General features: G+C 63.3%; 19 protein-coding genes. 8 read left to right on the forward strand and 11 right to left on the reverse strand.

Annotated elements, in window-relative coordinates:
* Positions 1 to 23: 23 nt before the first annotated feature.
* Positions 24 to 1,124 carry an ABC transporter ATP-binding protein gene (locus AC1DDS_RS09395; RefSeq protein ID WP_477478657.1) on the reverse strand — a complete coding sequence of 367 codons (1,101 nt, stop codon included), beginning with the start codon at positions 1,122 to 1,124 and terminating at the stop codon, positions 24 to 26.
* Positions 1,125 to 1,214: 90 nt separating this feature from the next.
* On the opposite strand from AC1DDS_RS09395, the gene AC1DDS_RS09400 reads away from it, so the two are divergent.
* Positions 1,215 to 1,988, forward strand: a complete 774-nt coding sequence (locus tag AC1DDS_RS09400) for a helix-turn-helix transcriptional regulator (protein ID WP_477478658.1) — start codon at positions 1,215 to 1,217, stop codon at positions 1,986 to 1,988.
* 134 nt (positions 1,989 to 2,122) lie between these two features.
* Here the strand turns inward: AC1DDS_RS09400 and AC1DDS_RS09405 are convergent, their stop codons facing one another.
* Positions 2,123 to 2,338 carry a hypothetical protein gene (locus tag AC1DDS_RS09405; protein WP_477478659.1) on the reverse strand — a complete coding sequence of 72 codons (216 nt, stop codon included), beginning with the start codon at positions 2,336 to 2,338 and terminating at the stop codon, positions 2,123 to 2,125.
* Between the two features lie 221 nt (positions 2,339 to 2,559).
* Between AC1DDS_RS09405 and AC1DDS_RS09410 the strand changes: the two genes are divergently transcribed.
* The 3 genes from AC1DDS_RS09410 (at position 2,560) to dnaJ (ending at position 8,361) form a co-directional block, all read left to right on the forward strand.
* Positions 2,560 to 4,779: a transglycosylase domain-containing protein gene (locus AC1DDS_RS09410; RefSeq protein WP_477478660.1), complete on the forward strand. Its 2,220-nt coding sequence runs from the start codon at positions 2,560 to 2,562 to the stop codon at positions 4,777 to 4,779.
* Between the two features lie 283 nt (positions 4,780 to 5,062).
* Positions 5,063 to 6,976: a molecular chaperone DnaK gene (gene dnaK / locus AC1DDS_RS09415; protein WP_477478661.1), complete on the forward strand. Its 1,914-nt coding sequence runs from the start codon at positions 5,063 to 5,065 to the stop codon at positions 6,974 to 6,976.
* Positions 6,977 to 7,218: 242 nt separating this feature from the next.
* Entirely contained in the window at positions 7,219 to 8,361 is a 1,143-nt protein-coding gene (gene dnaJ / locus AC1DDS_RS09420) for a molecular chaperone DnaJ (RefSeq protein ID WP_477478662.1), read from the forward strand.
* A 74-nt stretch (positions 8,362 to 8,435) separates the two neighbouring features.
* On the opposite strand, the gene AC1DDS_RS09425 is transcribed toward dnaJ, so the two are convergent.
* From AC1DDS_RS09425 to AC1DDS_RS09435, 3 genes are all read right to left on the reverse strand, one after another.
* Positions 8,436 to 8,996, reverse strand: a complete 561-nt coding sequence (locus AC1DDS_RS09425; RefSeq protein ID WP_477478663.1) for an AAA family ATPase — start codon at positions 8,994 to 8,996, stop codon at positions 8,436 to 8,438.
* Positions 8,997 to 9,131: 135 nt separating this feature from the next.
* Complete coding sequence (locus AC1DDS_RS09430; RefSeq protein ID WP_477479011.1) at positions 9,132 to 9,941, reverse strand: aminoglycoside phosphotransferase family protein; 810 nt, start codon at positions 9,939 to 9,941, stop codon at positions 9,132 to 9,134.
* A gap of 22 nt (positions 9,942 to 9,963) precedes the next feature.
* The gene (locus tag AC1DDS_RS09435; protein WP_477478664.1) at positions 9,964 to 10,644 is read right to left on the reverse strand and encodes an HAD-IA family hydrolase; all 681 of its coding nucleotides are present in this window, start codon (positions 10,642 to 10,644) and stop codon (positions 9,964 to 9,966) included.
* Between the two features lie 206 nt (positions 10,645 to 10,850).
* Between AC1DDS_RS09435 and AC1DDS_RS09440 the strand changes: the two genes are divergently transcribed.
* Complete coding sequence (locus tag AC1DDS_RS09440) at positions 10,851 to 11,093, forward strand: hypothetical protein (RefSeq protein WP_477478665.1); 243 nt, start codon at positions 10,851 to 10,853, stop codon at positions 11,091 to 11,093.
* A 65-nt stretch (positions 11,094 to 11,158) separates the two neighbouring features.
* On the opposite strand, the gene AC1DDS_RS09445 is transcribed toward AC1DDS_RS09440, so the two are convergent.
* From AC1DDS_RS09445 to AC1DDS_RS09460, 4 genes are read right to left on the reverse strand one after another with little or no spacing between them, the layout of a single operon-like run.
* Positions 11,159 to 12,760 (reverse strand): ABC transporter ATP-binding protein, encoded by a 1,602-nt coding sequence (locus AC1DDS_RS09445; RefSeq protein ID WP_477478666.1) that lies wholly within the window; start codon positions 12,758 to 12,760, stop codon positions 11,159 to 11,161.
* A gap of 1 nt (position 12,761) precedes the next feature.
* Positions 12,762 to 13,895 (reverse strand): ABC transporter permease, encoded by a 1,134-nt coding sequence (locus AC1DDS_RS09450; protein WP_477478667.1) that lies wholly within the window; start codon positions 13,893 to 13,895, stop codon positions 12,762 to 12,764.
* Positions 13,888 to 14,811 carry an oligopeptide ABC transporter permease OppB gene (gene oppB, locus AC1DDS_RS09455; protein WP_477478668.1) on the reverse strand — a complete coding sequence of 308 codons (924 nt, stop codon included), beginning with the start codon at positions 14,809 to 14,811 and terminating at the stop codon, positions 13,888 to 13,890. Before oppB ends, AC1DDS_RS09450 begins: the two co-directional genes overlap by 8 nt.
* A gap of 57 nt (positions 14,812 to 14,868) precedes the next feature.
* Positions 14,869 to 16,467, reverse strand: coding sequence for a peptide ABC transporter substrate-binding protein (locus tag AC1DDS_RS09460; RefSeq protein WP_477478669.1), 1,599 nt, complete (start codon positions 16,465 to 16,467; stop codon positions 14,869 to 14,871).
* 533 nt (positions 16,468 to 17,000) lie between these two features.
* On the opposite strand from AC1DDS_RS09460, the gene AC1DDS_RS09465 reads away from it, so the two are divergent.
* The 3 genes from AC1DDS_RS09465 to AC1DDS_RS09475 all read left to right on the forward strand — a co-directional run bounded on the left by AC1DDS_RS09465 (position 17,001) and on the right by AC1DDS_RS09475 (position 19,956).
* The gene (locus AC1DDS_RS09465) at positions 17,001 to 18,026 is read left to right on the forward strand and encodes a histone deacetylase family protein (RefSeq protein WP_477478670.1); all 1,026 of its coding nucleotides are present in this window, start codon (positions 17,001 to 17,003) and stop codon (positions 18,024 to 18,026) included.
* 137 nt (positions 18,027 to 18,163) lie between these two features.
* On the forward strand, positions 18,164 to 18,829 hold the full coding sequence (locus tag AC1DDS_RS09470; protein WP_310412574.1) for a YiaD family glycine zipper/OmpA-like lipoprotein: 666 nt from the start codon (positions 18,164 to 18,166) through the stop codon (positions 18,827 to 18,829).
* Positions 18,830 to 19,047: 218 nt separating this feature from the next.
* Entirely contained in the window at positions 19,048 to 19,956 is a 909-nt protein-coding gene (locus AC1DDS_RS09475) for an EamA family transporter (RefSeq protein WP_477478671.1), read from the forward strand.
* Positions 19,957 to 19,963: 7 nt separating this feature from the next.
* On the opposite strand, the gene AC1DDS_RS09480 is transcribed toward AC1DDS_RS09475, so the two are convergent.
* Both AC1DDS_RS09480 and AC1DDS_RS09485 read right to left on the reverse strand, forming a co-directional pair.
* Positions 19,964 to 20,431 carry a group III truncated hemoglobin gene (locus AC1DDS_RS09480; protein ID WP_477478672.1) on the reverse strand — a complete coding sequence of 156 codons (468 nt, stop codon included), beginning with the start codon at positions 20,429 to 20,431 and terminating at the stop codon, positions 19,964 to 19,966.
* The gene (locus AC1DDS_RS09485) at positions 20,362 to 21,327 is read right to left on the reverse strand and encodes an EamA family transporter (RefSeq protein ID WP_477478673.1); all 966 of its coding nucleotides are present in this window, start codon (positions 21,325 to 21,327) and stop codon (positions 20,362 to 20,364) included. Before AC1DDS_RS09485 ends, AC1DDS_RS09480 begins: the two co-directional genes overlap by 70 nt.
* Between the last annotated feature and the right edge of the window lie 60 nt (positions 21,328 to 21,387).

A 21,387-nucleotide genomic window follows, 5' to 3' on the forward strand; every position in this document is an offset into this window, starting at 1 on the left:
TGAAGGCGCCTGGCCGCACGAAATCAGTCTTCCGCCAGCGCGAGCGCGGCGCCATCGCGCCACGACACGCGAACCGTCACGCCGACGCCGGGGGTGCCCTCGGCGATGTCGGTCGAGCGCGGCACGACCGCGACTAGGTGATCGAGTGCGGCAGAACGCAAATGGTATTCGACGTGCTCGCCGAGGAAGATGCGGTGCATCACCCGCATCTCGTGCCCCTCGGCCGCGACGCCGTCCGGCGCGACGCGGATCTCCTCCGGGCGCAGCGACAGTGTCACCGCCCGCTCGCCGTTCCCCGCCGCCACTGCGCTGGTGCGGGCGACGAAGCGCAGGCCGCCCGGGCCCTCGGCAAGCAGCCGCTCGCCGTCACGGCCGACGGCATGCGCTGCAATGAAGTTCGACCGGCCAATGAAATCGGCGACATAGCGGTTCTGCGGCTGGTCGTAGAGCTCTTCCGGCGTGCCGATCTGGGCGATCCGGCCCTGGTGCATGATGCAGACGCGATCCGACATCGACAGCGCCTCTTCCTGGTCGTGGGTGACGAGGACGAAGGTGATGCCCAGCTCGCGCTGCAGGGATTTCAGCTCGATCTGCATGTCGTGCCGCAGCTTCTTGTCGAGCGCTGCCATCGGCTCGTCGAGAAGCAGGATCTTCGGCTCGTTGACGATGGCCCGCGCCAGCGCCACACGCTGCTGCTGGCCGCCCGACATTTCCCAAATGCGCCGGTCGGTGAAGCCCGACAGGCGCACCATGTCCAGCGCCCGCCCCACCTTGGCGGCGATATCAGCCTTGGCAAGGCGCGGTCGGCGCTGGTTCAGCCCGTAGGCGACGTTGCGCGCCACGTCCATATGCGGGAACAGCGCATATTGCTGGAACACCATGTTGACCGGGCGCTGATAGGGCGGGACGCCGTTGACGACCTTGCCGTCGATCAGGACATCGCCCTCGCTCGCCTGCTCGAAGCCCGCGAGCATGCGCAGTGCCGTGGTCTTTCCGCAGCCGGAAGGGCCGAGGAAGGAGAGGAACTCGCCCTGGAAGATCGCCAGGTTCAGGCCTTCCGCAGCGGTTACCGCACCGAAACGCTTTGTCACGTTCCGGAGCTCGGCAATTGTCTGATTCACCATGCTCGACTTCGGTTGCTATTGCTTAAATTGCAGGAAAAGGTAGAAAACTCTTTCAGCACTGTATATATCACAAAAGGCATAGACGGCGTCATGAGACCAGTTTCACGGCAGAGCCCGCTTCACGCTGCAGAATTGGGCGTCGTCATCGATCTGATCGGCCAGCCGGGCTTCTGCCCGGCGCTCACGGCCTGGCTCCAGGCGGTCGTGCCGTTTTCCTTCACAGTGATCTTCGGCTATTCCGGCGAGAGCAAACCGATTGATATCTTTGATACTTTTCCGGAGCATCGGCGCCGGGTGTTCGTCACCGACTATCAGGAGGGCCCCTATCTCCTCGATCCGTTCTGCCAGAGCGCGGTGCGCCCCGTGCCGCCCGGCCTCTACCGGCTGAAGACGCTGGCGCCGGACCGCTTCTATCAGGGTGAGTATTTCCGCACCTACTACCAGCGCACCGAAATTGCCGAGGAGATCGGCTATTTCGCGGAAATGCCCGGCGAATGCCACGTGGTGCTGTCGCTGATGCGCCAGGAGAAGGTGTTCAGCCGCGCCGAATTCCAGCGTCTTGCTGCGGTCGCGCCGGTGGTCACGGCGCTGATGCGCCGGCAGTGGAGCGATCTTGCAAAGGAGTTCACGGCGCAGACGATCGGCCGCCCCGGACTCACCGGAGAGGGGCTCGACCGCCTGACCCCGCGCGAACGCGAGATCGTCGGCTTCATCCTCAAGGGCTATTCGGCCGAGGCGACGGGCCAGGTGCTGAAGGTATCGACCGGGACCGTGCGCATCCACCGCCGCAACATCTACGCCAAGCTCGGCATTTCCTCGCAGCGCGAACTGTTCGCCCGCTTCATGGCCGGCGTAACGCATTGACGCCTGCCGCGTGAGCACCCCCTCGGTCGCCACCAGGTTTTGGTAAGTCCGGCGGCGCAGCCACAACAGCCCCGATGCCAGCCAAGCGCCCGCAAGCCGTCCGGATGACGTTTGCGGGCTTGCTTTCGTGATCGTCATTCAGCCGTACTGTTGTCTTTTTCAGTGGCTTGCTGTTGCTTCTTCAAGAGCACCAGCTTTTCAGACGATATCTGAGGATCTTTCGACAGGCTCGCTGTCGTTGTTTGGTCAACGACTTCAGCCTTGGCGCTGGTCTGGTGATAGGCGCAGTCGGCCTGTGCCACCGGCGCCGACAAGCCAAGGGCGAATGCAAATAGAAGGATGTGCTTCATAGCCGTCTCCCTGTTTGCTGCGCGGTCAGAATAACCATCCCCCCGTGAAAGTGGAAATCACGATTGCGCGTCCGGCAGCATCCACGTTGGATCAGACGGCGCTATTGGAAAGACCCACGGGAAGCCTGCAACCTCCACGTTAAGCCGTCCTTAACCACCCCTTAAATCGCCGCAATTACAGTCCATCGGACCCAAGATCACGAAAGGTGTCTTCTCCCGGCATGGCAGGCCAGCGCAAATCAAAAAGGATCGAGCCCTCCTTCGAGGACGAGGACGACTATGACGACGATGATTTGCGCATCGACGAGGACGATCGCGTGACGCGCGCCGCAAGACGCAGCGCGAAGCCGGCAAAGCGAAAATCCAAACCCGCTGCCCGCAAGAAGCCGTCCACCAGACGCGCGCCGCGCGGCGGAGGGCTCCTCGAGGCGGTCCGCTTTCTAACCTATTGGTGCATCGTTCTCGGCATCTGGGGCGGCATGGGTATCGGTGCAATGGTCCTCTATTACGGCGCCCAGATGCCCAGCGCGAAGAGCTGGTCGATCCCGGTGCGCCCGCCCAACGTCAAGATCGTGGCGCGCGACGGCAGCCCGATCGCCAACCGCGGCACCACCGGCGGCGAGGCGCTGTCGCTCGAGCAGATGTCGCCTTACATCCCGCAGGCGGTGATCGCGATCGAAGACCGGCGGTTCTATTCCCACTTCGGCATCGACCCCCTCGGACTGGCCCGCGCGATGGTGACGAACGTCGTGAGCGGACGCATGGTGCAGGGCGGGTCGACGCTGACGCAACAGCTGGCGAAGAACCTGTTCCTTTCGCCCGAGCGCACGATGGAGCGCAAGGTGCAGGAAGTGCTGCTCGCCTTCTGGCTCGAGCACAAGTACTCGAAGGATGAGATCCTTGCGATGTATCTCAATCGGGTCTTCTTCGGCTCCAATGCCTATGGCGTCGAGGCGGCCTCGCGGCGCTACTTCAACAAGTCCGCGCGCGACGTGAACCTCGGCGAGGCGGCCATGCTTGCCGGGCTCTTGAAGGCACCCTCGCGCCTTTCGCCGGCGCGCGATCCCGAAGCCGCCGAGGAGCGGGCCCAGGTCGTGCTCGGCGCGATGCGCGAGGCCGGCTTCGTCACCGAGCGGGAAATTACCACCGCCATGTCGCAGACGCCGACGCGGGCGAAGAGCTACTGGTCGGGGGCCGAACATTATGCCGCCGACCTCGTCATGGATCAGGTGCCGAAACTGGTCGGCGACATCACGGAGGATCTCGTCGTCGACACGACGATCGATCTCGACCTCGAGAAGAAGGCGGACGAAGCGATCACGGCCCTCATCGAGACCGAGGGCGAAAAGCTCAATGCCTCGCAAGCGGCACTCGTCTCGATCGACGGCACCGGCGCAATCCGCGCGCTCGTCGGGGGGAAAGACTATGCCACCAGCCAGTTCGACCGCGCGTCCAAGGCGAAGCGTCAGCCGGGGTCGGCCTTCAAGCCATTCGTCTATGCGGCGGCGCTCGAAGCAGGCCGTTCACCGCTTTCGGTGCGCAACGACGCGCCGGTCAAGATTGGTAAATGGACGCCGGAAAACTACGACCAGAAGTATCGTGGACAGGTTACCCTCAGCTCAGCACTCACAAATTCGCTGAACACGATTGCAGCGCAGCTAGTAATGGAAGTGGGGCCGGACCAGGTGGTCAAGCTGGCGCACCGGCTCGGCATCGAATCCGAAATGCAGGCGAATGCCTCGATCGCGCTGGGCACCTCGGAGGTCTCGCTCGTCGAGCTCACGTCCGCCTATGCCCCCTTCATGAACGGCGGCTACAAGGCCACGCCGCACATCATCCGCCGCATTTCGACCGTGGATGGAAAGGTGCTCTACGAGAACACCTACGACAATCCACCGCGCGTCCTCGAGCCGGAGATCGTCGCCATGATGAACGGCATGATGATGCGGGTGATCACCGAAGGCACCGGCAAGAATGCGAAGCTGCCGGGTTGGCAGGCAGCCGGCAAGTCTGGCACCACCCAATCCTTCCGCGACGCGCTTTTCGTCGGCTACACCAGCAATCTTACGACGGGCGTCTGGTTCGGCAACGACGACGGCAAGTCGATGAAGAAGGTCACGGGCGGCGGCCTGCCGGCCAAGGCCTGGAGCCGATTCATGACAGCGGCGCACGAGGGCCTGTCACCCTCGCCGCTGTTCGGCACGACCGGCGGCGATCTTCCGGTCGTACAGCCGGCGCCGACCGAGGACGAGCCGGACACGCTGGCGGAAATGGTGGCGCGTGCGCTGGGCACGAGTACGCGGGATGCCGGCATTGATAGCCCGGCTCCGACGCCGGACGGGATCGGCACCAGCGACCTTCCGGTTCCGCCGGCCGAGGTCGGCCAGACACCACCGGTGAAGCGGCGTTCCACGCTTCTCGATGTCCTGATCGGCGGCTGACGGTCCCGACCGCACGGTCAACTGGGTCAGTTGGAGCGGGCGGCCTTGACGGACGTGCGCCGCTCTCCCACAATCAGTCGATTGGCGGCAATTTGCGGACGCCCCAGCCTTCTGATTGCGGTCTTTTTCGGCATGATTGACGCCTTGCAGTCACCTAGGCTGATCCTTATATAGCCGGAAGACGCGCGGCCTTCGTCGCGAATTCCTGCAATACCATCCCACTAGGGACTGCCAAACGAATGCCTGATTGGGTTCCGGCGGTTCGCTTCAAGGAGAGAATGACATGGCTAAAGTAATCGGTATCGACCTCGGAACGACAAACTCCTGCGTCTCCGTCATGGACGGCAAGGACGCGAAAGTCATCGAAAACGCCGAAGGCGCGCGCACCACGCCCTCCATGGTTGCCTTTACGGAGGACGACGAACGCCTCGTCGGTCAGCCGGCCAAGCGCCAGGCCGTGACGAACCCGGAAAATACGCTCTTTGCGATCAAGCGCCTGATTGGCCGCACCTTCGACGATCCGACGACGCAGAAGGACAAGGGCATGGTGCCCTACAAGATCGTCAAGGCTTCCAATGGCGATGCCTGGGTCGAAGCGCACGGGACGGATTATTCCCCGTCGCAGATCTCCGCCATGATCCTGCAGAAGATGAAGGAAACGGCTGAATCCTATCTCGGCGAAAAGGTCGAGAAGGCCGTCATCACCGTTCCCGCCTATTTCAACGATGCCCAGCGTCAGGCCACCAAGGACGCCGGCAAGATCGCCGGCCTTGAAGTGCTGCGCATCATCAACGAGCCGACCGCGGCCGCCCTTGCCTACGGTCTCGACAAGAAGGACGGCAAGACCATCGCCGTCTACGACCTTGGCGGCGGCACCTTCGATATCTCCGTTCTTGAAATCGGTGACGGCGTGTTCGAGGTGAAGTCCACCAACGGCGACACCTTCCTCGGCGGTGAAGACTTCGACATGCGTCTGGTCGAATACCTGGCCGGCGAGTTCAAGAAGGACCAGGGCATCGACCTGAAGAACGACAAGCTCGCCCTGCAGCGCCTCAAGGAAGCTGCGGAAAAGGCGAAGATCGAGCTCTCCTCGTCGCAGCAGACCGAGATCAACCTGCCGTTCATCACGGCCGACGCCTCCGGTCCGAAGCACCTGACGATGAAGCTGACCCGCGCCAAGTTCGAGGCACTGGTCGACGACCTGATCCAGCGCACGGTCGCGCCCTGCAAGGCGGCGCTGAAGGATGCCGGCGTCTCGGCGGCCGAGATCGACGAAGTCGTTCTCGTCGGCGGGATGAGCCGCATGCCGAAGGTGCAGGAGACCGTCAAGCAGCTGTTCGGCAAGGAGCCGCACAAGGGCGTCAACCCGGATGAAGTGGTCGCCATGGGCGCTGCCATCCAGGCCGGCGTCCTGCAGGGCGACGTCAAGGACGTACTGCTTCTCGACGTGACCCCGCTGTCGCTCGGTATCGAGACCCTTGGCGGCGTCTTCACCCGTCTGATCGAGCGCAACACGACGATCCCGACGAAGAAGAGCCAGACCTTCTCGACCGCCGAAGACAACCAGTCGGCGGTGACGATCCGCGTCAGCCAGGGCGAGCGCGAAATGGCTGCGGACAACAAGCTGCTCGGCCAGTTCGACCTCGTCGGCATTCCGCCGGCACCGCGCGGCATGCCGCAGATCGAAGTCACTTTCGACATCGACGCCAACGGCATCGTGCAGGTTTCGGCCAAGGACAAGGGCACCGGCAAGGAGCACCAGATCCGCATCCAGGCGTCCGGCGGTCTGTCCGATGCCGACATCGAGAAAATGGTCAAGGACGCCGAAGCCAACGCCGAGACGGACAAGAAGCGGCGCGAGACGGTCGAAGCCAGGAACCAGGCCGAAAGCCTCGTCCACTCCACCGAGAAGTCGGTCTCGGAGTATGGCGACAAGGTCTCTGCCGATGACCGCAAGGCGATCGAGGATGCAATCGCGGCTCTGAAGACCGCGATCGAGGCTTCCGAGCCGGACGCCGAGGACATCAAGGCCAAGACCAACACGCTGATGGAAGTCTCCATGAAGCTCGGTCAGGCGATCTATGAGTCCCAGCAGGCAGAAGCCGGCGCGTCCTCGGGCGAGGCAGGCGACAACGTCGTCGACGCCGACTACGAGGAAGTCAAGGACGACGACGATCGCAAGCGGTCGGCCTCCTAACAGCACAAGCTCCCGGCCGCGCACTGCGCGGCCGGTCTTTCCGGTAGAACAGAGGCGGAAGACAAACGAAGGACAGGGCCATGATGCTTCGCGTTCACTGCGGTGACGATGTCATGGTGTCTTCTGCTTGCATTTCTTTCGCCGCCTTGCATTGGCACCATGATGCCGGATACACCAGGGCACGGCTGGCATTCCCCTTTCAACGAACGAGACACCGTCCATGAGACGGGCGCGGCAGTGATATGGCTAAGATTGACTTCTACGAAACGCTGGGTGTGTCCAAGGGCGCCGACGAGAAGGAGCTGAAGAGCGCCTTCCGCAAGATGGCGATGAGATATCATCCCGACAAGAATCCCGGCGACGCCGCAGCCGAGGTGAAGTTCAAGGAAGTCAACGAAGCCTACGAGATCCTGAAGGACCCGCAGAAGCGGGCCGCTTACGACCGCTACGGCCACGCCGCCTTCGAGCACGGCGGCATGGGCGGCATGGGGGGCGGTGGCTTCGGTGCCGGTGGTTTTGGCGCAGGCGGGTTCTCCGATATCTTCGAGGACATCTTCGGCGAGATGATGGGCGGCGGCCGGCAGCGGCGTTCATCGGGCGGCCGCGAGCGCGGTGCCGACCTGCGCTACAACATGGAAATCTCGCTGGAAGAGGCATTTGCCGGCAAGACCGCGCAGATCCGCGTGCCGACGTCGATCAGTTGCGACGTCTGCTCCGGTTCCGGCGCCAAGCCGGGCTCGAAGCCTCAGACCTGCGGCACCTGCCAGGGTGCCGGTCGCGTGCGCGCAGCCCAGGGTTTCTTCTCGATCGAGCGGACCTGTCCGACCTGCCAGGGGCGCGGCACGATCATCCCCGATCCCTGCACGAAGTGTCATGGCCATGGTCGCGTGACCGAGGAGCGCTCGCTCTCCGTCAACATCCCGTCCGGCATCGAGGACGGTACGCGCATCCGCCTGGCGGGTGAAGGAGAGGCTGGCCTGCGGGGCGGGCCTGCCGGCGACCTCTACATATTCCTGTCGGTCAAACCCCATGAGATCTTTCAGCGCGACGGCGCCGACCTGCACTGCAGCGTGCCGATTTCGATGACGGCGGCGGCGCTTGGCGGAACCTTCGACGTTTCGACGCTCGACGGCACGAAGTCCCGCGTCAGTGTGCCCGAGGGAACGCAGAATGGCCGGCAGTTCCGCCTCAAGGGCAAGGGCATGCCGGTGCTGCGCTCGACCCAGGTCGGCGACCTCTATATCCAGATCCAGATCGAGACACCGCAGAAGCTGACGAAGCGGCAGCGCGAATTGCTCAAGGAGTTCGAGGAGATCTCCTCGAAGGAGAACAATCCGGAATCGACCGGGTTCTTCGCCCGGATGAAGGAATTCTTCGAGGGCTGAAAACAGCGCATCAGACAGATCATCGATGCCCGGGGCGACCCGGGCATTTTCATGCCCAGCCAGACGCGCGGCGGCTATGCGAGCCGTGACAGAATGAACGAAACACGGCGTTCCACGTCGGCTTTTGGCAATTCGATCGTCGTGTATCCGAGCCTTGCGAAGGTCGAAAGCGAAGCCTCGTATTGCAAGACAGCTTCCTCAAACGAGTGCTTGCGCTCTGAATCGCCCACAAAGATTTCCTGCCAGGGCGGCGTCAGGAAGACGGATGAGTGGTACCGGCAGTGCCAGGCCGCCCGTTCGATATGGGCTGGGACAGCCTGTCCCAGGTATTCGAAGAAGGCGACCGCATCGACGACGCCGCGATCGAAGAACACCGTACCTTCGCTACGGGATGCCGCTCCGATCTGATGCATGGCGCGAGAGACGCAGAGTTCGGCAAAGAGCGAGGTGTCGCGCCAAGGAAGTCCCGGGCCATCGATGCGATGCTGTTCCCTGACGATCTGCCGCCCCGGCTCCTCGAAGACGGTAAAGCCGCGCCGTTTCAGGGCGCCGAGCAGCGTCGACTTCCCGCCGCCCGAGCATCCGGATAGCAGTATGAGGCGCTCGGCGCCGGGACAACCGTTTTCTTCGTGCATGACCAATCCTGGTGATTACAGCGACCGACCGCGTCTGCGCCGCCGGCGAATTTGAAATGTAGGGAGAATGACGGGAGCAGGCTCGACCGCTGTCCCGAACCCATCACAAGCGCTGACTGCCGTCAAGCGCAAACGTCAGCGATCGAGATGAGCGGCAGCGAGTTCAGCGATGCGAAGGTCGATATCGGCCGCCATAGCGTCATCCAGATACCAGACCGCTGAAAGACCGGACCAAGCGAGGATCCATTGCAGCAGCCGGCGTCGCTCGAGGCCCGCCTCAGCGCATACGATTTCGAGGCGACGTTCGAACCGCTCAGGACGAGTGGCCACAGCGATCGCGGGATCCGCAAGGTCCGGATTGCAGAAAATGTTGGCGTAGTCGAAAGAACGCTCGCCATTCAACCGCTTTGGATCGATTGCGAGCCAGCCCCGATCCCCGAAATCCAGGAAATTGTCATGATGGACATCCCCGTGCAGCACCACGACGTCGCGCTGGTCGCCAAGGAGTGTCCTGGCGACTTCGGCGGAGCGGTGCAGGATGCCGCCATATGCCGCCGCACCCGGCTCGAGTGCCTCGAACCAGCGCGACAATGGGATCAACTCCGGCAACGGCTTGTCGCGCGGCGCGTGCAGCTTGGCGACGGAAGAGCAGAGGATACGCGTTGCCTCGTCGTCGCGCCCGTTGCGGGCGTAGGCGGAAAGTGACCGCGTGCCTTCGGCGCGCTCCAACAGCAGGCCACCGCCATCATGTGCGTGGACCCGCGCAGCGCCTTCCCCATCCCACCAGACCATGAGCCGCCCACCGTACCGCTCCTCTGTCTCTGTCGCCACCTTCAGCATCGCCGGATGGCCCTGCCACCGAACCGGCAACAGGTGGCTGCTCGGCGTGACCAGCCGCTCACCGTCCGGCGTCAACGCCCAGCGTTCCACGAAGGGTTTGAGAATGGGGTCGATTGTCGGCAACTCCTCAGGCGGCAGCGATGTGCCGCAGCGACAGCATGCCATCAATATCCGAACTCACGCGAAGGTCGTCGTAGCTCTCAATCGAGACATGCGGCGTGGTCGGACCATGAGCGTGCGTTGCTCTCACGACCACCACAATTGCGCCGGCGCTCTCGCCGGCCCGAACGCCTGCCTCGACGTCCTCGAACACCAGACATTGGCCCGCTTCGACGCCTAGGCGGGCCGCAGCGAGCAGGTAGCCCTCCGGCGAAGGCTTGCCGTTCCTGACGTCGTCGGCCGTGACCATGACCTTGGGGATCGGGATGCCGGCGGCCGCAAGGCGGCGGTGCGCCAGGGCAATCGGAGCCGAGGTCACGATCGCCCATCGATCCGCGGGCAAAGTGGACAGGAACGCCACGGCGCCGGAAATGGCGACGACGCCGGCCACATCGGCAATCTCGCCCTTCTCGATCTCGAGCGCCTCGGCGATCGGATCGACGCCGGGCAGATCCAGCGCGCGGATCGTATCGACACCGCGCTTGCCGTGCATCGTCGGCAGGAAGGCCTCGACATCCAGCCCATGGCGGCGGGCCCAATTGCCCCAAACGCGCTCCGTCGAAGCCGTCGAGTCGAGGAGGGTGCCATCCATGTCGAACAGGAAGGCAGAAAAGGTCTTGCCGAAGACTGGAGAAAAAAGCGTGTCCACGTTCTCGATCTCGAAATATGGCGCCGGGGGCGGCGCTCGCCTGCTTCGCTTAGCTCCCCATCGGGTCGCTGGCAACCATACCGACCTCCAAACGTGACATTGCAGCGAACGACAGTCCGTCAACGTGCGGGCTATGGCGCTGGTGAAGCTGGCACACTATCTTTGCTGATGAGGCGCGGCACTCTTCCGAACGGGCGGGGGATGACATGAAATACGCATTGGCGACCTTCATGCTGACAAGCCTTCTGATGGCAGGCGTCGCTCATGCCGATTCTGCCGACGACGACAAAGACCAGACCTACGAGCTGCCGACGATCGTCCACGGAAAAACGAGCATGACCAAGGCAATGCAGTCGGGCTCCACCTTCAGCTTCAAGTTGTTTCAGGTCGACGAACCGGAAAAGCCGCAGCCGTATTCCTATCCCGAGCCTAGCCTCAATCATCGATAGCGACAAACGGGCTCGGACCGTAGCGACCGGCTAGGCTCTGCCCGCACCGTCGCTATGACCCAGTCTTAGATGTTGAAGGCTGCCCCGATCAACGACTTGGTGTAGGTGTCGCGCGGCGCCTCGAAGATCGCGCCCGTATCGCCTTCCTCGACGATGCGGCCGTCCTTCATGACGATCACATAGTCCGACATCGCCTTCACCACCGAAAGATCGTGGCTGATGAAGATGTAGGAGAGTTTGTGGTTGTCCTGCAATGACCGCAGCAGGTCGATTACCTGGCCCTGGACCGAGCGATCGAGCGCGGAGGTGGGCTCGTCGAGGATGACGAGATGAGGCTTGAGGATCATCGCCCGGGCGATCGCGATGCGCTGGCGCTGGCCTCCGGAGAATTCGTGCGGGTAGCGGTTGCGCGCGTCCGGATCGAGGCCCACCTCGGTGAGGGCTGCGACCGCCCGCCGGTCACGCTCCGCCTTGCTGAGGCTTGGTTCATGGACGAACAGCCCCTCGGTGATGATCTCGCCCACCGTCTGGCGCGGGGAAAGGGAGCCGTAAGGGTCCTGGAAGACGAGCTGCATTTCCCGCCGCAACGGCCGCATCCGTGCGCGGTCGAAGCCGGAGATATCCGTCGAACCGAAACGATAGTAACCTGCGCCCGGAATGAGCCGCAGCAGCGCACGCCCGAGCGTCGACTTGCCGGAACCCGATTCACCGACGATGCCGATCGTCTGTCCTTCCCGCAGTCTCACCGTAACGCGATCAACGGCTCGGAACAGGGAGGAGCGGCCGGAGAAGAGGCCGCCGCCGATCTTGTAGTCCACGGTGACGTCGCGTCCCTCCAGGACGATTGGCGCCGTGTCTGCGGGCGGCGGCTTGCGGCCGTGCGGCTCGGCGGCCAGCAGCATCTTCGTGTAGTCGGACGTTGGCCGCTCGAAGATCGTCGCCGTCTCGCCCTGTTCCACGACCTCGCCGCGCCGCATCACCGCGACCCGCTCGGCGAAATGCCGGACGATGCCGAGATCATGGGTGATCAGCACGATCGCCATGCCGAAGCGCTCCTGCAGCATGCGCAACAGCGAAAGGATCTGTGCCTGGATGGTGACGTCGAGCGCCGTCGTCGGCTCGTCGGCAATCAGGATGTCGGGCTCGTTCGCGAGCGCCATGGCGATCATGACGCGCTGGCGCTGGCCGCCGGAGAGTTCGTGCGGATAGCTGTTGATCCGCCGGCCCGCCTCGGGGATGCCGACCAGTTCGAGAAGCTCCAGCACCCGCTTGCGGGCATCCCTGTAGCTGACGCCGCGATGGTGGACCATGGGTTCGGCGATCTGCCGCCCGATCGTGTAGAGCGGATCGAGCGACGTCATCGGCTCCTGGAAGATCATGGTGACCTTGGCGCCGCGGACCTTGTTCAGCTCCGCCGGCGGCAGGCCGATCAGTTCCCGGCCGCGATACTTGGCCGAGCCATCGACAGAACCGTTGTTGGCGAGCAGGCCCATGATGCCCATCATGGTCTGGCTCTTGCCCGAACCGGATTCGCCGACGACGGCGAGCGTCTGGCCGGCGCGGACATCCAGGTCGATGCCCTTGACCGCGTTGACCGTGCCATCGGGCGTGGTGAAGTCGACCTTCAGGCCGCGGATCGCGAGGATCGTTTCGTTTGTGTCTGCCATCTCAGCGGTCCTTCGGGTCGAGCGCGTCGCGCAGGCCGTCACCGACGAAGTTCAGCGAGAACAGCGTCGCGACGAAGAAGATCGATGGGAAGACCAGCAGCCAGGGCGCCGACTGGATGTTGTTGGCGCCTTCCGAGATCAGGGCACCCCAGCTCGTCAGCGGCGCCTGGACGCCGAGGCCGAGGAAGGAGAGGAAGCTCTCCAGCAAGATCACCTTCGGCACCACCACGGTGACGAACACGATCACCGGACCGATCGTGTTCGGAATGATGTGGCGGCGGATGATCTGCCAGTCGGTCAGACCCAGCGCTTGCGCCGCGCCGACGAACTCACGTCGCTTCAGCGCCAGCGTCTGGCCGCGCACAATGCGGGCCATGTCCAGCCACTCGACCGCGCCGATCACCAGGAAGATCAAGATGAAGCTGCGGCCGAAGAAGACCACCAGCACCACGACGAGGAAGACGAAGGGCAGCGAGTAGAGTATCTCGACCAGGCGCATCATGATGTTGTCGACGCGCCCGCCGATATAGCCCGACGTGGCTCCGTAGGTCACGCCGATGCCGAGCGAGACGAGGCTCGCCAGCAGCCCGACGGCGATGGATATCTGGCCGCCGAGCATGACGCGGACGAGCTGGTCGCGACCATTCGGGTCGGTGCCGAACGGGAAATAGTCCCGGTTGACCTGCCCGGTCAGTTTCAGCGTGCGCCCTTCATTTTCCGTCGTCTCGACCTTCGTGTCGCGGAACTCGTTCGCCCGGTCGAAATAGCGGGTCGCGCGGGGATCGATCGGGTCGTCGGCGCTGATGGTCGCCGTGAACGTCTGTCCCTCCACGGCAAAGCTGTCGAGCTTTACGCGGGCGCGTGAGGCGACGCCTTCGATCGCTTCCTGCAATGTCGAGGTGTCGGGGCGGGGCTGCAGGCTCGGGGGAACCGAGACATAGGAGGGGAACACCTGGTCGTAGGCGTGGGGCACGAAAAGTGGCCCCAGGAAGGAGAACAGGGCGATCAGCAGCAGCGTCAAGCAGCCGGCCATTGCCGCCTTGTTGCGGCGGAAGCGGATGAGGGCGAGCTGGAACAGGCTCCGGCTGACGGTTTTCGACGTCGCGTGCGTCGGGCTTGCGGCAATGTCAGTCATGGCGAACCCTCGGATCGAGAAGGCCGTAGAGGATGTCGACCAGCAGGTTGAAGACGATGACGAAGATGGCGACGAGGATCACCGTGCCCATCACCAGCGTATAGTCGCGGTTGATTGCGCCGAGCACGAAGTAGCGGCCGACTCCGGGAATGGTGAAGATCGTCTCGACCACCGCCGAGCCGGTGAGCAGCGCTGCGGCACAGGGCGCAAGGTAGGACACGACCGGCAGCAGCGCCCCGCGCATGGCGTGTGTCACGACGACGACGCGCGATGGCAGGCCATAGGCCTTGGCCGTGCGGATGTGGTCTGCATGCAGCGCCTCGATCATCGAGCCGCGGGTCAGGCGCGCGAACACCGCAAGCTGCGGCAGTGCCAGCGCAATCATCGGCAGGACCAGGAAGCGCAACGAGCCGTCTCCCCAGCCGCCGGCCGGAAGCCACGACAGCACGATCGCGAAAATCAGCGTCAGAACCGGACCGACGACGAAGTTCGGCACCGTCGTCCCAACCGTCGCGAGTGACATGATGGAGAAATCAAGCGCACTGTTTTGCCGCAACGCTGCGACCGTGCCCATCAGGACGCCGCCGATCAGCGCAAGCAGCAGTGCATAGAAGCCGAGTTCCATCGAATAGGGCAGGCCCTTGCCGATGAGCTCGGCAACGGTGTTGTCCTTGTAGACATAGCTGGGACCGAAATCGCCCTTGACCGCATTGCCGAGATAGGTGGCGTACTGACGCCAGAGCGGCTGGTCGAGCTGGTAGGTCCGCATCAGGTTCTCCATGGTCGTCGGAGGTAGCGGACGCTCGAGATTGAAGGGTCCGCCGGGGGCAAACCGCATCAGGAAGAAGGAAATGGTGACGACGATAAAGAGCGTCGGCACCGCGCTCGCCAGGCGGCGCAATACGAAGGACATCATGCCCGTGCTCCTGCGAGACGGCGCGCTGGGAGGGCTCCCGCGCGCCGTCTCTTCTCGTTATTCGGAAATGCTCAGGAACCGGCTCAGATGCTGGTTGGCGGCATTGTCGCTCCAGCCCTTGACACGGCCGGAGACCAGCCAGAGATCCGCCGACGTCATGAACGGGGCGACCGGCTGGTCCTTCATCAGCATGGCCTCGGCTTCGTGCATGTCCTTGGAACGGGCAACCGGATCGCGCTCGTCATAGGACTTCTTCATCAGCGCGTCATATTCCGGGTTCTCGTAGTGACCGTAGTTGAAGGTCTTGTTGGCGCTCAGGTTGAGCGCCAGGAAGTTCTCGGCGTCGGCATAGTCGGCCGACCAGCCGGCGCGCGCGACGTTGAACTTGCCACCCTCCTGCAGGTAGGCGTAGTGCGAGGACACGTCGAGGTTCACCAGCGAGACGTCGGCCTTGAAGGTGTTCTTCCACATGTCGGCGACCGCGGTCGCCACGCGCTCGTGGTTCGGGTTGGTGTTGTAGCGGATCTCGATCTTCAGCGGCTTGCCGCCGTCGCCATATCCCGCTTCCTTCATCAGTTCGATCGCCTTGTCCTCGCGATCAAGCTGGGACATGTCGGCAAAGTCGGCCTTGGACGGATCGCCATAGGTGTCGATGCCCGGGGGGACCATCGAATAGGCCGGGATCTGGGCGCCCGAATAGATCTCCTTCGCCAGGAAATCACGGTCGACGGCCATGGACAGCGCGCGGCGGACACGCACGTCGCTGTAGGGCTCCTGGCGGGTATCGAAGACGTAGTAGTAGGTCGCCAGTGCCGGGGCGACATGAACCTGGTCGCCATAGGCGCCGCGCAGGCGGTCGATCTGGTCGGCGGAGAAGTTGTAGACGAGGTCCATCTCCTTCGCCTCGAAACGGCGAACCGATGCGGCCTGATCGTCGATCGGATAGAACACGACCTTGTCCAGCTTGACGTTGGCGGCATCCCAGTAGCTCGGGTTCTTCTCGACGACGAGATTGTCGTTCGGGACATGGCTGACCAGCTTGAACGCGCCGTTCGACACCATCACGCCCGGTTTGACGAAGTCGGTGCCGTTCTTCTCGACGCTGGCCTTCGAGACCGGGAGCGCGGTCTGGTGTGCCAACAGTTCCAGGAAGAAGGGCGTCGGACGCTCGAGCGTGATTTCGACGGTCTTGTCGTCAATAGCCTTGATGCCGAGCTCTTCGGGCTTCATCTCGCCCTTGTTGACCTTTTCGGCATTCTTGATCGGGTAGAGGATGTTGGCATAGCCGGCGGCCGTCTTCGGGTCTTCGACGCGCTGGTAGGAGAAGACGAAGTCTTCGGCGGTGACCGGCGAACCATCGGACCACTTGGCATCCGCCCGCAGCTTGAACGTGTAGGTCAGGCCATCGTCGGACAGGTCCCAGGTCTCGGCCGCACCCGGGATGATCTTGCCGGCTGCATCATAGATCGTCAGACCCTCATAGAGATCCTTCAGGATGAATTCCTCGATATTGATCGAGGTATGCGCCTGGTCGAGCGTCTGCGGCTCACCGGCATTGCCGCGGTGCAGGACTGCCTCGGCGAGTGCCGGGCTGCTACCGAGCAGGACAGCACCAAGCACAAGTGCGGCGCGTAGGTTGAGGAGACGTGATGCCATGTTTTATTTCCTTCCCCAGATGTTTTGCATCGATAAAGTGGAGTGAATTCCAGTTATTTGGGGAAAGCAAGGGGATTTGCGGCGTATATCGCCGATTCTTTGCTTCGATCGGCCCGGGTTGAACGTCATGATTGCACCACGCGCACCCACCGATTCAAGCCATCGCGAAAGGCCCGATCAACGGCTCATTCGGCGCCGAGGTCGGTGGCGCAAGATTCGGAATGATCGGTTGCCGTTCACGTAATATGTGAAACTAACAGCAGCGGTGACCGCGGTATTTGCTGCGCAACTTCCGTTGGGTGCCGGCATAGGCGCACCGGCGGTGCTACCCTGCGTGTGCTACCTGTGGTAGTTTTGCCTTGCGACTGCAGGTGATCCAATGCAGCCGTGCAAAAGGGGCGGATAGCCCACAGTACGCGGCGCTCATGGCCGCCGGCGTGTCGCGTCAGAGCGCACAGGATATGACGCGCCTTGCCAGAAGCGTCGCTTCGAGGCTAACGTCCGCACAACCAACGCAGGGGAGCATATTGGGAATGCGCGTCATTTTTTCCGAGGATCACAAACTTAGGAACGCCAAGACGGAACTCTACGGTGGCGAGCTCGTGCCGCCGTTCGAGGCACCGTTCCGCGCGGAATGGATCCTCGCAGCGGTAAAGGAGGCCGGGTTTAGCGACGTCGTCGCTCCGGCCCGGCATGGGCTCGAGACGGTGCTCAAGGTCCATGACGCCGGCTACCTGAAATTCCTCGAAACCGCCTGGGATCGCTGGAAGGCGGCCGGCTACAAGGGCGAGGCAATCGCCACTTCCTTCCCGGTGCGCCGCACCTCGCCGCGCATCCCCACCGACATCGAGGGCCAGATCGGCTACTACTGCAACGCAGCCGAAACGGCGATCTCGCCCGGCACCTGGGAAGCTGCACTCTCCTCGATGTCCTCGGCGATCGATGGCGCCGATCTCATAGCCGCCGGCCACAAGGCTGCCTTTTCGCTCTGCCGCCCGCCGGGACACCACGCCGGCATCGACATGTTCGGTGGCTACTGCTTCATCAACAATGCCGCCGTTGCCGCCCAGCGCCTCCTTGACAAGGGTGCGAAGAAAGTTGCGATCCTCGACGTCGATTTCCATCACGGCAACGGCACGCAGGACATCTTCTATGAGCGCGGCGACGTCTTCTTTGCTTCGCTGCATGGCGACCCGGCGGAAGCCTTCCCGCACTTCCTCGGCTATGCGGAGGAAACCGGCAAGGGCGACGGCGCCGGCACGACGCAGAACTATCCGATGGGCCGGGGCACCCCCTACAGCGTCTGGGGGGCGGCGCTCGAAGATTCGCTGAAGCGCATCGCCGCCTTCGGGGCGGAAGCCATCGTCGTCTCGCTCGGCGTCGATACGTTCGAGCAGGATCCCATCTCCTTCTTCAAGCTCACTTCGCCGAACTACATCACGATGGGCCGGTCGATCGCCGCAAGCGGCGTGCCGCTGCACGTGGTGATGGAAGGCGGCTACGGCGTTCCGGAGATCGGGCTGAACGTCGCAAACGTGCTGAAGGGTGTGGCGGGCTGACGCCTAACTTATCTTTTCGCGAGCCGCTCCCGGCCGGGAGCGGCGGAAGATGGGGATAGTCCGCGACCTTTTCATGTTCCTGCCGCAATCGCAAGTTTGAAGCAGAATCAAGTCAAACGCTCGGGAATCAGGTTTTCATGTACAAGAAGATTGCAATCGTTTCACTCGCCGCTATCTATCTCTCCGCCTGCACCACGACCGATCCCTATACCGGGGAACAGAAGGTTTCCAACACCGCCGGTGGCGCGCTGATCGGCGCGGGCCTCGGTGCTGCGACCGGTCTTCTGGTCGGCAACAACCCGGTGCAGCGGCGCAATGCCGCCCTGATCGGCGCCGGCGTCGGCGCGCTGGCCGGCGGTGCGATCGGCAATTACATGGACAACCAGGAAGCCGAGCTTCGCGCGCAGTTGCAGGGCACCGGCGTGTCGGTCACCCGCGCCGGCGACCGCATCATCCTCAACATGCCGTCGAACATCACCTTTGCCACCGACCAGGACCAGATCGTGCCGGGCTTCTACCCGACGCTCGATTCGGTCGCGATCGTTCTGCGCAAGTTCGACAAGTCGCTGATCGACGTCGACGGGCACACCGATTCGACCGGTTCGGCCGGGTACAATCAGGGGCTCTCGGAGCGGCGCGCCTATTCCGTTGCAAACTATCTCGGCTCGCGTGGCGTCGACCAGCGCCGCATCTCGGCCATGGGCTATGGCAAGGAACGGCCGGTTGCCTCGAACGCGTCCGAATCCGGCCGCGCCCAGAACCGCCGCGTCGAAATCGCGATCTCGCCGCTGCGCCAGGGTTGATGACCCCAATCCCGAGGAGCGCATGGACACGTGCGCCCCTCGCGTGACTCAAGCCAATTGCGGAAACGCGCTCCGCCGCCTGACCGACGCGTGCCTTTCCCTCACGCGTCGGTCGTAGGCGCGTTCGATCCATCAGTTTCATTGAGGATTGAGCTCACTACTATCAATTTGAAGCGCAGCGGTCCCTCCGGTAGAAGTGCCGGCGCGGAGGAGCCGAGATGGATCAGAGGGTAGCGACGAACAGTCCGGGAGATATCGGCAACGCCGCGCACGGCTTGTCGTCAGATCGCGACGCCTTGTTAGGTGGTGTTGTGTTCTGCGTGCTTTCGATGTCGAGCGTACAGATCGGTTCGGCGCTTTCGGCCGACATGATTGCCGCCTACGGCCCGTTCGCCACGAGCTTCCTGCGTCTTCTGTTCGCCGCGCTGATCCTGATGGCGGTGCTGCGCCCGCCGGTCCGTTCCTACAGTCGGGCGCAATGGAAAAGCGCGATCCTGCTCGGCATCACCATGGCGGCGATGACGGTCTGCTTCTACGCCGCGATCGCGCGCATTCCGCTTGGTCTTACGGTCGCAATCGAATTTCTCGGACCGCTGGCAGTTGCAAGCTTTGGGCTCATTGGCTGGCGGCTGGCCTTGCCGGTCGCAGCGCTCGGTGGCGTCGTGCTTCTCTGCCACAACGGCGAGAGCTGGACCATCGATACCATGGGGCTTTTGCTCGCTTCCGGTTCGGGCGTTGGCTGGGGCTGCTACATCGTCCTGATGAAGAAGTCCGGAAGGCTTTTCCAGGGGCTGGAGGGACTGGCGGTGTCCTTGCTGGTCGCTGCCATCGTTTGCGCTCCCGTCGGGATGCTGCAGGTGCCGAACATGATGTCGCCGACCGTGTTGTCGACGATGCTGGGCCTGGCGATCCTCGTGCCGCTGTTTCCCTACGCACTGGAAATGATCGCGCTCAGGCGCATGCCGACCACGGCGTTCGGCATCCTCATGAGTCTGGAACCCGCCTTCGGCGCAATTTCCGGGTTCCTCATCCTCGGCCAGCCGATGGCACCGCTGCAGATGCTCGGGACCGCGCTTGTCGTGGCGGCAAGTGCCGGTGTCACGATCAGTGTGAAACCGGAGACCTAGACGAGTCTCACGCTCTGTTTAGAGTCGGGTCGTCATTGGCCGGATTGTAGAACAGGGACAGCACCAGGCTGCGCGCGATCCGTTCCGCCGTTGTCATGAACCAGGCTTTTGCCTCCTGTGACGGCGCGATGTCGTCCAGCGTTGCGGAAAAGAGGCCGAGCCAGACCTGAAACAGCGGCGGATTGATGTTGGCGACTCCCTGGTGCGCCATCACCGGCTTGCCGTCATAGCCGCCATCCTTGAAGGCAACGGCAGACCAGAAGCGTTTCATTCGCTCCATGTGCTCCGGCCACCGGCCGGAAAGGCGCGCATCGAACACGGGCCCGAGGTCCGGATGGGCGCGCACTCGGCCATAGAAGGTATCGACGAGCACTGGGATGAATGCGGCGGTCACGCCGATCCGGTTCATCTCGTCCGCGGCGCGGATCCGGATCTTTTCGAAGTGGGAGCGGCGGTCGTTGTGGGCTTGGTCCATTCACGCAAAATAGGAGGATCGCCCAGACGCTGCAATGGCGCAGATCGCCGCGGCATCTGCGCCAGTTGGCTCAGCCAGACGCTTGCCAGCACCACGACCATGCCGGCGATCTGCAAGGCGGTCAGGCTCTGGTTCAGAACGCTCCAGCCAAGGAAGACCGCCATGAGCGGGCTGAGAAAGCCAAGCGGCGCAATGGCGGACGGCCCGAGCCGTGACAGGCCGCGGAACCAGAGGAGATAGGTGAAGGCCGCACCGATGGCGCCGAGGTAGATGAAGCCAAGGAGGTTTTCGCCGGTCAGCGGCGGAAGCGGCGGCTCGAGCAAGAGCGCGACCGGGATCAGGAGGATGCCGCCGGCCGTCAACTGCCACGCGGTGAAGGCAAGCGGGGAGACCGGCGGCTCCCAATGCCGCGACAACACCGTGCCGAACGCCATTGAAACGGCGCCGGCGAGTCCGGCAACGACCCCGATCGGGTCGAGGCTGGCGCTGGGGGTGAGGACGAGGAGGGCGACGCCGCAAATGCCGGCAATGCCGGCTGCGACCGAAAGGGCACGAATGGGCGTGCCCATGACGAACCGCGACAGTGCGATGACGATCAACGGCTGTATGGCGCCGACCGTGGCCGCGACCCCGCCCGGCAGGCGATAGGCGGAGACGAACAGCATGGCCCAGAAGAAGGAAAAATTGAGCGCACCCAGCAGGAACGTGCGCAGCCACCAGATACCCTGCGGCAACTGGCGGACAATGAGCAGGAGAAGCAGGCCTGCCGGCAGGGCGCGCAGCAGCGACACCGTCATCGGATAGCCGGCCGGAAGGAGCTCGGTCGTGACGATATAGGTGCTGCCCCAGATCGCCGGTGCCATCGCCGTCAGAATCACATCGCGGATGCGGGCCATCGAGTCACTCCTTTATCTTGACGTCAAGATAATGCGTTTTGTCTTGACGTCAAGATAATT

The organism is Mycoplana sp. 10N416 (genome assembly GCF_056394765.1).

Bases quoted from the DNA above. Each gene is read 5' to 3' on its own strand.
- AC1DDS_RS09440 (WP_477478665.1), top strand. From the start codon at position 10,851: ATGAAATACGCATTGGCGACCTTCATGCTGACAAGCCTTCTGATGGCA.
- AC1DDS_RS09425 (WP_477478663.1), bottom strand. From the start codon at position 8,996: ATGCACGAAGAAAACGGTTGTCCCGGCGCCGAGCGCCTCATACTGCTA.
- AC1DDS_RS09450 (WP_477478667.1), bottom strand. From the start codon at position 13,895: ATGACTGACATTGCCGCAAGCCCGACGCACGCGACGTCGAAAACCGTC.
- AC1DDS_RS09475 (WP_477478671.1), top strand. From the start codon at position 19,048: ATGGATCAGAGGGTAGCGACGAACAGTCCGGGAGATATCGGCAACGCC.
- AC1DDS_RS09485 (WP_477478673.1), bottom strand. From the start codon at position 21,327: ATGGCCCGCATCCGCGATGTGATTCTGACGGCGATGGCACCGGCGATC.
- AC1DDS_RS09470 (WP_310412574.1), top strand. From the start codon at position 18,164: ATGTACAAGAAGATTGCAATCGTTTCACTCGCCGCTATCTATCTCTCC.
- AC1DDS_RS09405 (WP_477478659.1), bottom strand. From the start codon at position 2,338: ATGAAGCACATCCTTCTATTTGCATTCGCCCTTGGCTTGTCGGCGCCG.
- oppB (WP_477478668.1), bottom strand. From the start codon at position 14,811: ATGATGTCCTTCGTATTGCGCCGCCTGGCGAGCGCGGTGCCGACGCTC.
- AC1DDS_RS09480 (WP_477478672.1), bottom strand. From the start codon at position 20,431: ATGGACCAAGCCCACAACGACCGCCGCTCCCACTTCGAAAAGATCCGG.
- dnaK (WP_477478661.1), top strand. From the start codon at position 5,063: ATGGCTAAAGTAATCGGTATCGACCTCGGAACGACAAACTCCTGCGTC.
- AC1DDS_RS09410 (WP_477478660.1), top strand. From the start codon at position 2,560: ATGGCAGGCCAGCGCAAATCAAAAAGGATCGAGCCCTCCTTCGAGGAC.
- dnaJ (WP_477478662.1), top strand. From the start codon at position 7,219: ATGGCTAAGATTGACTTCTACGAAACGCTGGGTGTGTCCAAGGGCGCC.
- AC1DDS_RS09465 (WP_477478670.1), top strand. From the start codon at position 17,001: ATGCGCGTCATTTTTTCCGAGGATCACAAACTTAGGAACGCCAAGACG.
- AC1DDS_RS09460 (WP_477478669.1), bottom strand. From the start codon at position 16,467: ATGGCATCACGTCTCCTCAACCTACGCGCCGCACTTGTGCTTGGTGCT.
- AC1DDS_RS09400 (WP_477478658.1), top strand. From the start codon at position 1,215: ATGAGACCAGTTTCACGGCAGAGCCCGCTTCACGCTGCAGAATTGGGC.
- AC1DDS_RS09445 (WP_477478666.1), bottom strand. From the start codon at position 12,760: ATGGCAGACACAAACGAAACGATCCTCGCGATCCGCGGCCTGAAGGTC.
- AC1DDS_RS09395 (WP_477478657.1), bottom strand. From the start codon at position 1,124: ATGGTGAATCAGACAATTGCCGAGCTCCGGAACGTGACAAAGCGTTTC.